The organism is Streptomyces sp. NPDC033221 (genome assembly GCF_055577005.1).
This window is the reverse complement of the sequence record NZ_JBVIQN010000016.1, coordinates 175,551-188,165: the sequence shown is the minus strand read 5'-3', so window position 1 is coordinate 188,165 and position 12,615 is coordinate 175,551. Positions and strand designations below refer to the sequence as shown.

The 12,615-nt window shown below is 73.8% G+C and carries 9 protein-coding genes and 1 pseudogene; 5 read left to right on the top strand and 5 right to left on the bottom strand.

Features of this window, described 5'->3' with window-relative positions:
• Both ACZ53K_RS22330 and ACZ53K_RS22325 read left to right on the top strand, forming a co-directional pair.
• Nucleotides 1-104 (top strand): annotated as a pseudogene (locus ACZ53K_RS22330) (2-hydroxy-3-oxopropionate reductase); the annotation flags it as partial.
• 256 nt (nucleotides 105-360) lie between these two features.
• Nucleotides 361-600, top strand: coding sequence for a hypothetical protein (locus ACZ53K_RS22325; RefSeq protein ID WP_468839279.1), 240 nt, complete (start codon nucleotides 361-363; stop codon nucleotides 598-600).
• Between the two features lie 14 nt (nucleotides 601-614).
• Here the strand turns inward: ACZ53K_RS22325 and ACZ53K_RS22320 are convergent, their stop codons facing one another.
• From ACZ53K_RS22320 to ACZ53K_RS22310, 3 genes are all read right to left on the bottom strand, one after another.
• On the bottom strand, nucleotides 615-2,435 hold the full coding sequence (locus ACZ53K_RS22320; protein ID WP_468839276.1) for an ABC-ATPase domain-containing protein: 1,821 nt from the start codon (nucleotides 2,433-2,435) through the stop codon (nucleotides 615-617).
• 172 nt (nucleotides 2,436-2,607) lie between these two features.
• On the bottom strand, nucleotides 2,608-2,841 hold the full coding sequence (locus ACZ53K_RS22315) for a hypothetical protein (protein WP_468839273.1): 234 nt from the start codon (nucleotides 2,839-2,841) through the stop codon (nucleotides 2,608-2,610).
• A complete protein-coding gene (locus ACZ53K_RS22310) occupies nucleotides 2,838-3,029 on the bottom strand; it encodes a hypothetical protein (RefSeq protein ID WP_468839270.1) in 192 nt (63 codons plus the stop codon). Before ACZ53K_RS22310 ends, ACZ53K_RS22315 begins: the two co-directional genes overlap by 4 nt.
• A 404-nt stretch (nucleotides 3,030-3,433) precedes the next feature.
• On the opposite strand from ACZ53K_RS22310, the gene ACZ53K_RS22305 reads away from it, so the two are divergent.
• A complete protein-coding gene (locus ACZ53K_RS22305; protein WP_468839267.1) occupies nucleotides 3,434-4,303 on the top strand; it encodes a helix-turn-helix domain-containing protein in 870 nt (289 codons plus the stop codon).
• A gap of 1 nt (nucleotide 4,304) precedes the next feature.
• On the opposite strand, the gene ACZ53K_RS22300 is transcribed toward ACZ53K_RS22305, so the two are convergent.
• Together ACZ53K_RS22300 and ACZ53K_RS22295 are read right to left on the bottom strand one after the other, a co-directional pair.
• Entirely contained in the window at nucleotides 4,305-5,693 is a 1,389-nt protein-coding gene (locus tag ACZ53K_RS22300) for an amidohydrolase (protein WP_468839264.1), read from the bottom strand.
• Nucleotides 5,694-5,844: 151 nt separating this feature from the next.
• Nucleotides 5,845-6,825, bottom strand: a complete 981-nt coding sequence (locus tag ACZ53K_RS22295) for a hypothetical protein (RefSeq protein WP_468839261.1) — start codon at nucleotides 6,823-6,825, stop codon at nucleotides 5,845-5,847.
• 287 nt (nucleotides 6,826-7,112) lie between these two features.
• Between ACZ53K_RS22295 and ACZ53K_RS22290 the strand changes: the two genes are divergently transcribed.
• Both ACZ53K_RS22290 and ACZ53K_RS22285 read left to right on the top strand, forming a co-directional pair.
• Nucleotides 7,113-8,069, top strand: a complete 957-nt coding sequence (locus ACZ53K_RS22290; protein WP_468839258.1) for a threonine/serine dehydratase — start codon at nucleotides 7,113-7,115, stop codon at nucleotides 8,067-8,069.
• A 326-nt stretch (nucleotides 8,070-8,395) separates the two neighbouring features.
• Complete coding sequence (locus tag ACZ53K_RS22285) at nucleotides 8,396-12,595, top strand: amino acid adenylation domain-containing protein (protein WP_468839255.1); 4,200 nt, start codon at nucleotides 8,396-8,398, stop codon at nucleotides 12,593-12,595.
• The last annotated feature ends 20 nt before the right edge of the window (nucleotides 12,596-12,615 follow it).

Sequence of the window (12,615 nt, the reverse complement as noted above, 5' to 3'; positions counted from 1 at the left end):
CCACCCTGGTCGCCGCCCTGCGCGCCCAGGGCGACGGCGGCCTCGACCACTCCGCCCTCCTGCGCGGCGTCGAACGCCTCTCCGGCCACACCACCACCGCCTGAGCAGGGCCCGCACCGTACGACACCTGCCCGAGCCACCGCTGCGACCTACAACCCGCGGCGGTGGCTCAGGCGTGTGCGGGCGGTGGGCCGCCACGGGCGTAACTCGGCGTCCGCGGTGAGCGTTCCGGACCGTACGGTCGGGGCGCGGGCTCACGTACGTGTACGGCCCGGATACCACGCGGCCACCAGACCCCCGCCCACCACGACCACCCCCGCCAGCACGAGCATCGCGACGTCGAGTGATCCGGTGAAGGCGTTGACCAGGCTCTGGAGTCCGGAGCTGACGCCGTCGTGGGACCTGAGCTGGGAACTGGTACGCCTGGCAGGCCGCGACCGGATCCGCGCGGTGGTGGTCGGGGGCAAGGTGCGGCTGTGGGACGGCCGGCCGCCGCACTGGGACGGCCCCGCGCTGGTACGGCGGGTCGCCGAGGCGGGGCGCGAGGCCGTACGCAGGGCGGGCATCCGGCGCGTCGAACCGGTGCCGTCGGATGGGTAGTGCGGGCCCCGCCCTCAGCTCTCCGTCGAACCCGCCGCCCCTGCCGGCCTCCCCAGAACCCGCAGGCCACGCAGCCGGTTCAGGGCCGCGGCGACCTCGTGGCGGCGCGGCAGGGCGAAGTCCTCGTCGCGGACGGCGAGGAGCTGGTGCGCGCCGTCCGCCAGGTCGCCGTCGAGGAGGTCGAGCGCCTCGGCCAGGGTCCGCTTGCCGTCGACGTACCCGCGCCGCACCATCAGTTCGAGGGCCAGGCCGATGCCCGCCACCTGCCGTGCGTCCGCGATCTGTGCGACGGCCCGCAGGTCGATGTCGTGCTCGCCGAAGGTCAGTCCGTCGTCGCCGCGGGCGCGGATACGGGACCGGCCGCGTACCGAGGTGTCGAGTGAGCGGGGGTCCGGGCGGCGGTGCGCGAGGCCGGGGAAGGCGTCCGCCTCGGCGGTCCGGCCGGTCGGTACCGCCGCCAGCGCGCGTGCCCGCTCGGTGACGTCGGACGGCAGGTAGGCGTCCATCATGAGCACCTGGTCCGCGACCTCCATGTAGTCCCCCGACCCGCCCATCACCAGCACGGTCGAGACCCCGTGGTCCCGGTGCAGCGAGCGCACGAGGTCCACGAACGGCGTCAGCGGCTCCCGCTCCTTGGCGACCAGTGCCTGCATCCGCGCGTCGCGGATCATCAGGTTGGTCGCCGCGGTGTCCTCGTCGATGAGCAGGGCACGCGCGCCCACCTCGACGGCCTCGCACAGGGAGGCGGCCTGCGACGTGGAGCCGGAGGCGTTGTCCGTACGGAAGTCGCTGGTGTCGGCGCCGCTCGGCAGGTGGTCCACGAAGGCGTGCACGTCCACCCGCTCGACCCGGCGGCCGTCCTCGGAACGGATCTTGACGGTGTCGGGCCGGGCCACCACCCGCTCGCGGCCGTCACCCGGAACGTGGTCCCAGACGCCCGTCTCCAGGGCCCGCAGCAGTGTCGACTTGCCGTGGAACCCGCCGCCGACGATCAGCGTCACGCCTTCGCGTACGCCCATGCCGGTGACCGTCCCGGCGTGCGGCAGGTCGACCGAGACCCGCAGTTGTCCGGGGGAGGCGAACGGCACGACCCCGTCGCCGGCCGCGGGGCGGTCGTCCACGCCGCTGCGGCGCGGCAGCACCGCGCCGTCGGCCACGAACGCGATCAGACCGAGGCCGGGCAGCGCGGCGCGCAGCGCGTCGGAGTCCTCGACGGTGTCCGCGAAGGCCCGTACGTCGTCGGCGTCCAGGGCCGCGTACCGCAGGGCGCGCTCGGCGACCCTCGGCAGCAGCCCGCACAGGACATGCTCCGCCGCACGGCCGTCGATACGGCGGCCGTGCCCCGGCAGGTCCACGCCCAGGCGCAGCGTCACCGAGCCGTCCCGCGCGTCGACCAGGCAGGAACTGCGCTCCAGCACCTCCTGGCCGCCCGCGTCCACCCGCAGCGCACGGTGGTCGGCCGCCTCGGCGGCCCGCCGGGCCAGGTAGCTCGCCAGCGCCCGCCGCCGGACGGGCGTCTCCCACAGGCCCGCCGGGAACCCGGCCTCCTCGGCCGGTACGCGCAGGGCGACCCGCGCGGGCGGCGCGTAGGGGTCGGACTGCCCGCGGATCACCTCAAGGGTGAAGCCGGGCATGGACCAGGAGCCGAGGAGCGCCTTGTACCTGCCGTACGAGGCGCCGTCCATCCGGCGCAGCTCTTCGGCCAGGCCGTCCCGGATGCCCTGCGGGCGGTCGGCCCGCTGCCGGTCCTGGGGACGGCCGTGGCCACGGGACGGTCCGCGGTCCCGGCCGTGTTCGCGGCCGCGGTCGTGGTCGCGGCCTTGAGGGCGTCGCACAGCGCCTGCACCTTTCGCATTGCGTCTTCGGTGACCGGTCGATCACCGGTCCGACGGCGACGATACCCAGACATGCGCGGTGCCGTCGCACGCGGACGCGTGACCGGCCGCACCGACGGGTCCGCCACCGTTGGCGGACCCGTCGGTACACGGCGGATCGGTACACGTCGGATCAGTACACGGCGAAGGGGAAGAGCTGCCGGGGCGCGTCCGGCCGCGACCCCGCGTCCCGCCCGCCCGTGGTACGGGCCGGGCGCAGACCGACCAGGGTGGTACCGCCGCACGCGCAGATCACGGACGTGGCGATCAGCAGCCGGCCGGAGCAGTCGACGACCGGGGTGGTGAAGGTGCGCGGCTCCGGCGCCCCGCACTGCCGGCACGCCGCGGTCCTCGGCGACGCGCTCACCGCTCCCGCCTCGTTCCGCCCCGCACGGCGGCCGGCGTGAGCGCCGACGCCAGGAGCAGGACCCAGAGGGAGTCCTGCGAGACGGGAAAGCCGGTGGGGGAGGGCGTCACCAGGGTGACGCCGACGATGAGCACGGCCACGAAGGCGATGCCCGTACAGCGGAGGGCTACCCTGCAATCGACGAACATGAGGTCTCCTGGGGGATGTAGAACCTGGGGTCTTGTGTTCGGCAGAAGGCCGTTCCCTGCTTGCCGCCAGAAGCACCAGGGAGCGGCCTCTTCGTGTGCCGGTGGCGGTACGGGTGTGCTCGTCCGCCGGTCGTGGTGGTCGGTCGTCGGGGTCCGTCAGGTCACATGGCGTGCTCCTTTCCCGCAGTTCCGGAGTTCCGCAGTTCCGCGGAGCGGTCCGTCCTTTGAAGTGTCGGGCGCGGACCCACCTGGGCCTATGGCCACGAGACGGGCACAGGCATTCCTGAGCACCACGACGGCGCGGACGGACACTGGCGAACACCGGTGGCACCGGCGGACAATGACGGACAGGCACGGGACTTCTGTGTCACCGCGCCGCCGCGCACCCGGGGGATGATGATCCATTGACCGAACGGCCCGCGTCCGCACCCGTACCCGTACCGGAGCCCGTGGAGACGTTCGCGGTCCAGCTGCGCGAACTGCGGCTGCGCTGCTTCGAACCGACGGAGGCCAGCCTCGCCCTGCAGATGAAGTGCGGACGCAGCTCGGTGTCGGCGATGCTGAACGGGCGCCGCTTCCCCAGCTGGGAGCTGACCTCGGCCTTCGTCACCGCGTGCGGGGCGGAGCCGGCGGACTGGCTGGACCGCTGGCGGGACGCCAAGCGCCGGCTCGACGCGCTGCGCAGGGCGCCGGCCGGCCCGGCCGGGGCGGCGCGTCCCGCGGCGCTGCCGGACGTGGGCGGCGACGCGCTGCTCGCCGCCACCTGGTACCGCAGCAACCCGGAGTTCTACACCGCGGCGGCCCGGTGCGTCCGGGCGGCGCGGTCGGAGATCAGGGTGACGTACACCCGCCGCTACCCGCCCGACCAGTACACGACGAAGGCGTCCGCCGAGTACTTCGCGGCCATCTTGACCTGGGCGCGCGAGGACTCCGAGGACCAGCGCAGCGTCCGCCGCATCATCGGTGTACCGGAGACGGACGGCGTGCCCGACCGGGATGTCCTCGCCTGGGCCCGGCGGCACCGGGAGGAGACGGACCACCTGCTCAACTACGAGGCGAACGTGCTGCGGTGGACGGCGGCGGCCGACGGCCTGAACATGGCGCTGATCGACGACAGCACCGTCTTCCTGGCCTTCTCGGGCGGCGCCCGCCAGAAGCTGAACGGCTTCAGCGTGCGGGACCCCGTCTATATGTCCTACTTCGCCGCGTACTTCGAACAACTGTGGACGCCGCTCCAGCCGTTGGGCGCCTACCTGGACGCCGTGGAACGGTGATTCACCCGTCGTAGTGCTGGACGCGCTCGCCGTGGCCGGGGTCCAGCAGGGCCGGCAGCCGGGTGCGGAGTTCGGCGGTGATTCCGGGGACATCGAGGGTGAGCAGGCGGCGGTCGCGCATGAGGACGCGGCCGTCGACGATGGTGGTGCGTACGTCGCCGGCGCGGGCGCTGTGCACCAGGGCGGTGGCGGTGTCGTGTACCGGCTGGACGTGCGGGCCGGTGAGGTCCACCAGGATGATGTCGGCCCGGTGGCCGGGGGCGATCCTGCCCACCCGGTCGGCCAGGCCGAGCGCCTGGGCGCTCTGGGTGGTCGCGTGATCTAGTGCCTGACGGGCGGTCAGCCAGCGCGGGTCGCCTTCGGACGCCTTTTGTACGAGGGCCGTGAGCGTCATGCTCTCCCAGACGTCCAGGGTGTTGTTCGAGGCCGCCCCGTCCGTCGCCAGGCCGACCGGGATGCCGATCGAGCGCAGCAGCCGTACGGGAGTGGTGTCCCACGCGAACTTCAGGTAGCCCCTGGGAGCCGAGGCGACGCCGATGCGTCCCGTACCGCGGCTCAGGACCGGGAGATCGCGTTCGAGGATGCCGGTGCCGTGGGCGATGAGGACATCGACGTCCAGGAGGCCGGCGCGGTGCAGCGTCTCGATCGGGGTGCGGCCGTGCCGGGCCAGGCTCTGTTCGGTCTGGTCGCGGTTCTCGGCGGCGTGCAGATGCACCGGCAGGCCGTGCTCGGCGGCGAGTCCGGCGCTCGCGCGGAGGTCGGCGTCCGAGACGGTGTACGTCGCGTGCGGTGCGAGCGAGGTGGTGATCCGGCCGCCGGCCCCGCCGCGGCGGCGCAGCGCGAAGTCCAGGGAACGCTCGCGGCCCTCCGGCCCCTGGGAGGAGAAGTACGCCCACCCGAGGTCCGCCCGCAGCCCGCTCGCCTGCACGGCGTCGGCCACCTCGTCCATCGCGAAGTAGTGGTCGGCGAACGTGGTGACCCCGCCGCGGATCATCTCGGCGCAGGCGAGCTGCGCGCCGAGCCGGACGTCGGAGTCGGTGAGGTGGGTCTCGGCCCGCCAGATCCGGTCGTTGAACCACTCCTCGACGGGCAGGTCCTCGGCACTGCCCCGGAACACCACCATCGCCGCGTGGGTATGGCAGTTGATCAGCCCCGGCATGGCGACCTGGCCGCGGGCGTCGATGCGTTCGGCGGCGGGCAGGTCCGCCACCGTGCCGGCCGGGGCGACCGCGGCGACGCGTCCTTCGCGTACGACGATCGCGGCGTCCTCGGTGAAGCCGATGCCGTCCCGGTCGTCGTGGACGAGGACGGTGCAGCCCTCGATCACCAGGTCGGCGGGGCGGGGCGGTGCCGCCTCGGCGGCGGTGGTGTGCGGTGCGGGGTCGGGCATGGCGGCTCCCTGCCGGCGGGGCGGTGGGCCACGACCATGGCACGCGGCGACCGCCGGGCGCAGCCGGGAAGCCGGGTGGGCGGAATACCGCAGCCGGGAAGCCGTGTGGGCGGCTCCCCGGCCGCGGGTCACCGCGCGGTGACCCGACGTGTCACCGTGTGCCGGTGACCGGCGCGATCGCGTCGTCGGCGAAGCGCGGTACCTCCGTGTTCTCGTTCCGCCCGCCGTTCTTCTCGCGGATCCACTTGCCGGCGAGGGCCGGAATCCACGCAGAGAACTCACTCTGCGTCAGGTCGCCGGGGACCTTGCCGCCCAGCTTGTTGATGTCCGCGGCGGGATAGCCGCCCGGCGCGTCGATGCGTTCGGCCGGGGTGTCCTTCATTGCCGCGTCCCAGACCTGGAGGGCGAACGTGGTGCAGTTCCTGGCGGACGTGCCAGCCCAGCCGCCGGTCAGCAGGTAATTCCAGCTGGGCAGCAGCGTGTATTTCTCGTCGAGTCCGGCACGCCGCTGGACTTCCTGCTTGAAGGCGCTCTGCTGCGCGCCGGTCAGTGCCGTGCAGCGCGCTGCGCGCGGGGAGTACGCCTGGCCCTGGTCCTGTTTGCGGCTCGGCCGGTCCCATTCGACCAGCGGCTTGCCGGGGAGGTTGATGTCGTAACCGGTGTAGTTGACGGACATGCCGTCGACCGGCGACCCGTCGCCGTTGACGCCGTCCGGGTCGTTCGGCTGGAAGGAATACGTGTCGTATCGGGCCTCGTCGCCCCCGGCGAGTTTCCGGTGCAGCTTTCCGCCGGAATGGAAGTGCACGAGCCAGCTGTGGCCGAAGACGTGCTGGCTCACGTTCAGTTCGTACAGCATTTTGTTCGTCTGTTCGGCGTAGGACAGCTTCCCGTACTTCTTCTGGAAGTCGTCGCTCTTCCACAGCGCGTGGGCCCGTTTGCCGATGTCCCAGACGTATCCGCCGGTGGTGCGGTCGGTGATCTCGGTGCTGTAGATGCAGAGCACGTTGTCCAGTGACCGGGTGCCGGACGGCTGCGGCCGGTCGGCGGCCTGGGCGGCGGGCGCCTGGAGCAGCCCCAGGGAGAGGGCCGCCGCGACGCAGGAGGCGGCCACGGCCGGCGTACGTAATGTCATGACGTGCGGTGCTCTTTCCTTCGGTCGGCCGGTGGCTCGGATGTGCCACCGGCCCGGCTTATCAAGATCATTTCGTTGGGCGGGCCCGCGCGCCAAGGGCTGAAAGTCCTGACCCGGACGAACGGACCGCCGGCGTCGGCGTGCGGGCGACGGCGGGCTGGACCGCGGACGCTCCGGTGCCCGTGATCAACTGGTCCGGTCCGGCCGGGAGGGCGGCTCCGCCCGCCGGGCCGGCCGGCACCGTGTCACGACGTGCGACGTTCCGACTCCCGGGAGAGTGGTCCGCGATGAACAGCATCAGCTACGAGGACGTGCAGGCGGCGGCCGGCCGGATCGCCGGGGACGTGCGTCCGGTCACCGTCGCACCGGTCGATCCGGGCGGCTTCGGGGCCGGTGAGGGGTGGCTCGCCTATGAGTTCACCCAGCACACCGGTTCGTTCAAGGCGCGCGGCGCGGCGAACTTCGTCGCCGCGCACCGCGAGGCGGGCACCATGCCGGAGGCCGGGGTGGTCATCGCCTCCGGGGGCAACGCGGGGCTGGCCTGCGCCTGGGCCGCGGGCCGGCACGGCATCCGGGCGACGGTGTTCCTGCCGGAGACCGCGCCGCCGGTCAAGGTCGCCCGGCTGCGCCTGCTCGGTGCCGACGTACGCCAGGTGGGCTCCGAGTACGCCGCCGCGCTGGAGGCGTCCAGGGAACATGGCGCACGCACCGGCGCGTTGGAGGCGCACGCGTACGACCACCCGCTGATCGCGGCCGGCGCGGGCACCCTGCTGGAGGAGATCCGGGCCGCGCTCCCCGGCCTGGACACGGTCGTGGTCGCGGTCGGCGGCGGCGGGCTGTTCAGCGGTGTCGCCGCGGCCGCGCACCATCACGGCGTACGCGTCGTGGCCGTCGAACCGGAGAACTGCCGGGCGCTGAACGCGGCCATCGAGGCGGGCCGGGTCGTCGACGTCCCGGTGGACTCCGTGGCCGCCGACTCGCTGGGCGCGCGCCGCGTGAGCGAAATGGCGCTGCACTGGGCGCGGCAGGCCGGGGCGGTCTCGCTGCTGGTTCCGGACGAGGCGATCCTGGCCGCGCGCCGGAACCTGTGGGACGACCGCAGGCTGGCGGTCGAGCACGGTACGGCGGCCGCCTTCGCCGCGCTGCGGACCGGGGCGTACCGGCCCGCGCCGGGGGAGCGGGTGTGCGTCGTCGTGTGCGGCGCGAACACCGATCCGTCGGACCTCGTACGCCCGGGTGAGTGACCTCGGCGGCCCGTTCTGGCGCACGCATTCGACGTACGCATGACCGTCGGCCGGGCGTGGATGCGCCGCCCGGCGCCCGGTACCGCCCCGCGCGCCCCTCGTGATGCCGCCTGTGAACTGCGCCTCGGCGGCCCCACGGGCGGCCCGCGGCCCGCGCGCCGCATCCGTCTCCGTACACGTGTCCAAAGAGATTTGCCGACGAACCGATACACCTGTCAGGTGGCGCTCGTTGGCCCTTTACGGCGCGTGAGTCGCGGCCGGCCGCGTGGCCCCGCCACGGCCCGGTCGCCGTCGTACACCAGCACCTTCGTCAGGAGACGGCAAGCATGAACAGGAAGCCAGGCCACCGCGGTCGCCGATTGCCGCTGACCGTCGCGCAGACGGGGATGTGGTTCTCCCAGCAGCTGGACGCGGAGAACCCGATCTACCGTGCCGCGGAGTACGTGGACATCCACGGCCCGGTCGACCTGGCCGTGCTGGACGCCGCGGTGCGCCGCGCCGTGGCCGACATCGAGGCCGTACGGGTCCGGTTCGAGACCGACGAGGACGGTGGCGTCTGGCAGGTGCCCGACCTCGCGGACGACTGGCCGCTGCCCGTCGTCGACCTGCGGGAGCCGCCCGGCCCCGCCGCCGGCCCGCCGCCCGGCCCCGCCCGGGTGGTCCCGCCGGCCGATCCGTGGACCCGCGCGAAGGACTGGATGTGGGCCGATCTGCGCAGGCCCACCGACCTGCGCCGCTCCCCGCTGTTCTCCTTCGCCGTGCTGCGGCTGCCCGACGACCACTGTGTGCTGTACATGGCACTGCACCACATCGTCCTGGACGGCTACGGCTTCTCGCTGCTGATCCAGCGCGTCGCCGAGATCTACCGCGCCCTGGAGGCGGGCGAGGAGTGCCCGCCCAGCAGCCTGAGCACGCTGGAGGAGCTGCTGGCCGACGAGTCCGCGTACCACGCCTCCGAACGGTGCGCGAGGGACCGCGCGTTCTGGGCCGAGCGGTTCGCCGGCCGTACCACCGACACCGGCCTGGCCGGCCGGCTGGCCACCGTCCCGCACCGCTTCGTCCGCGAGACCGGCCACCTCCCCGCACCCGCCGCCGACGGGCTGCGCTCCCTGGCCCGGCGGACCCGGTCGGGGCTGCCCGTGGTGGCGATGGCCGCGCTCGCGCTGTACGTGCACCGGATGAGCGGGTCCACCGACGTGACGCTGGACCTGACCGTGACCGGCCGCGTCGGCGCCGTACCGCGCAGCGCGCCGTCCATGGTCGCCAACGTGCTGCCCCTCCAGGTCGCGCTGGAGCCGTACACCACCGTGCGCGAACTGGTGCGGCACACCTCCGAGCGGGCCCGCGGACTGCTGCGCCACCAGCGCTACCCGTCGCCCTACCTCGTCCAGGAGCTGGGCGCCGCGCACACCGGCGGCTACCTCGGCGACTGGGGCATCAACATCATGGGCTACGACCCGGAGCTGCGCTTCGGGCGGCACCCGGCCACCCTGCACAACCTCTCCAACGGCCCGGTCACCGGCCTCGGCGTCAACGTCTACGAGCGGACCGACGACGGCTGCCTGCGCATCGATTTCCAGGCCGACCCGGACCTGTACGACGCCGGGACCACCGCCGCCCACCAGCGCCGCTTCCTGGCCCTGCTGGACACCCTGGCCGGCATCGACCCCGAACAGCCCGTCGGCGGCATCGACCTGCTGCCGGCCGCGGAGCGCCGCCGGGTGACCACCGGCTGGAACGACACCGCCCGTACGGTGCCGGACACGACGCTGCCCGCGCTCTTCGAGGAGCAGGCCCGCCGCACGCCCGCCGCCACCGCCCTGGTCTGCGGTGCCACCACCCTGTCGTACGCCGCACTGAACTCACGCGCCAACCGGCTGGCGCACGCGCTGATCGAACGCGGCGCCGGGCCCGAGACGTTCGTGGCGCTGGCGCTGCCGCGCACGGCCGATCATCTCGCCGGCCTGCTGGCGGTCCTCAAGACGGGCGCCGCGTACGTACCGGTCGACCCGGAACTGCCCGCCGAGCGGATCCGCTTCCTGCTCGCCGACGCCCGCCCGGTGTGCGTCCTCACCACGGCGGCCGCCGGGCAGCTGCCCGGCACCGCCGCCACGCTGTGCCTCGATGACCAGGCCGCTGCCCGGGAGCTGGAGCTGTGCCCGGACACCGACCCCACGGACGCCGACCGGCGGTCCCCGCTGGCACCGGGCCACCCGGCGTACGTCAGCTACACCTCCGGCTCCACCGGACAGCCCAAGGGTGTCGTCGTCGAACACCGCCAGCTGACGAACCTGTTCTTCGACCACCGGGCCGAGCTGATCGACCCGGAGACGGCCGCCGCCCGGCGCCGCCTGCGGACCGCGCTGACCGCCGCGTTCTCCTTCGACACCGCCTGGGAGGGCCCGCTGTTCCTGGCCGCCGGCCATGAACTGCACCTCGTCGAGGACGCCGTACGGCTCGACCCGCCCGCCCTCGTCGGCTACATCGCCGACCACCGCATCGACTTCCTCGACCTCACTCCCACCTACCTCCACCAGCTGATCGCCGCCGGGCTGTTCACCGGCGAAGGGCACCGGCCCCGGCTCCTGATGGTGGGCGGCGAGGCCGTCGACGCCGCCCTCTGGGAGACGCTGCGCGCCCTGCCCGGCACCACCGCGTACAACTATTACGGGCCGACCGAGTGCACCGTCGACGCCGTGTACTGCCGGATCGCCGGCCAGGGGGAGCAGCCCGTCATCGGGCGTCCCGGGCGCAACGTCCAGGCGTATGTGCTGGACGCCGCGCTCAACCCCGTTCCGGCCGGTGTGCCGGGCGAGCTGTACCTGGCCGGCGACCAGATCGCCCGCGGCTACCTCCGCCGGCCCGCGCTGACCGCGGAGCGCTTCGTCGCCAACCCGTTCGCCCATGCGGGCAGCGGGTCGGCCGCCGGAACCTGCGGCGACCCCGGAGTGCCCTGCACCTGCGGCGCGCCCGGCTCACGCATGTACCGGACCGGTGACCGGGCACGCTGGACGCCCGACGGCATCCTGGAATACCTCGGCCGCGCCGACGGACAGGTCAAGGTGCGCGGCTTCCGCATCGAGCCCGGTGAGGTCGAGACGGCACTGGCCCGGCACCCGGGCGTCGCCCACGCGGTGGTCACCGTACGGGAGGACACCCCCGGCGACCGGCGGCTGGCCGCGTACGTCGTGCCGGCCGCGAGCGGGGGAGTGGCCGGCCGGGTCCCCGCCGCCCGCCGCTCCGGCCGTACCGCCCCGCCGACACCGGCTGCCCCGCCCGCGCCGGTCGACGCCGACGCCCTGCGCGCCTGGGCCGCCGCGCGGCTGCCCGAATACATGGTGCCCAGCGCCTTCGTCCTCCTGGACCACCTGCCGCTGACCGCCAACGGCAAGCTGGACCGCGCCGCGCTGCCCGCCCCGGAAGCGCCCGCGGCCTGCAACGGGCGGCAGCCGCGCAGCCCCCGGGAGAAGGTGCTGTGCACGCTGTTCGCCGAAGTGCTCGGCGTACGGCAGGTCGACGTCGACGACGACTTCTTCGCCCTCGGCGGGCACTCCCTGCTGGCGGCCAAGCTCATCAGCCGTATCCGGTCCGCCCTGGGCACCGAACTGTCCATCCGCGCGCTGTTCGAAGCGCCCACCGTCGCCGACCTCGTCAAGGTGCTGCGGACCGGCGGCGCATCGGACGGCTTCGAGGCCCTGCTGCCGCTGCGCACCCGGGGAAGCCGGCCGCCGCTGTTCTGCGTCCATCCCTCCGGCGGCCTGAGCTGGTGCTACGCCGGTCTGCTGCGGCACCTGGGGCCGGACGTCCCGGTGTACGGACTCCAGGCCGGCGGGCTGGCGCAGCGCGCGGCCCTGCCCGCCACGTTCGAGGAGATGGTCGCCGATTACGTCGGGCAGATCCGCGCCGTACAGCCCGCCGGCCCCTACCACCTCCTGGGCTGGTCGCTCGGCGGCGCGCTGGCCCACGCCATCGCGGTCCGGCTCCAGGCCAGGGGCGAACGGGTGGCGCTGCTGGCCATGCTCGACGCACGCCCCATCGACCCGCACGGAACGACGGACGCCGACGTGACGGAACACGACATCCTGGCCCTGCTCCTGGAGGCGGCCGGTCACGACCCGCACGCGTTCGCGCGGCCGCTGACCGTCCCGGGCGTGGCGGCGGTGCTGCGCGGGCAGGGCGGCGCCGGCGAACTGCTCGACTCGCTGAAGCAGCACCCGGCGCTCGGTGAGGACCGGCTCACCGCCGTCACCGAGGTGTTCACCAACGCGGTGAAGCTGCTGCCGACCTTCTCCGAGGGCATCTTCGACGGCGACCTGCTGTACTTCCACGCCACCGACGGCAAGCCCGCCCAGGCGCCGGCCGCCGAGGCCTGGCGCCACCTGGTCACCGGCCACATCGAGAACCACGACATCGCCTGCACCCACCACGCCATGACCCAGCCGGGCCCGCTGGCCCGGATCGGCCGGGAAGTGGCCGCACACCTGGACTCCACGGTGGCCGTGCCCGGTCCGGGGCCGCGGGGGTGAGCCGGGGCGGACGGGCGGGC

Bases quoted from the DNA above. Each gene is read 5' to 3' on its own strand.
- ACZ53K_RS22295 (WP_468839261.1), bottom strand. From the start codon at position 6,825: ATGACATTACGTACGCCGGCCGTGGCCGCCTCCTGCGTCGCGGCGGCC.
- ACZ53K_RS22285 (WP_468839255.1), top strand. From the start codon at position 8,396: ATGAACAGGAAGCCAGGCCACCGCGGTCGCCGATTGCCGCTGACCGTC.
- ACZ53K_RS22300 (WP_468839264.1), bottom strand. From the start codon at position 5,693: ATGCCCGACCCCGCACCGCACACCACCGCCGCCGAGGCGGCACCGCCC.
- ACZ53K_RS22290 (WP_468839258.1), top strand. From the start codon at position 7,113: ATGAACAGCATCAGCTACGAGGACGTGCAGGCGGCGGCCGGCCGGATC.
- ACZ53K_RS22310 (WP_468839270.1), bottom strand. From the start codon at position 3,029: ATGTTCGTCGATTGCAGGGTAGCCCTCCGCTGTACGGGCATCGCCTTC.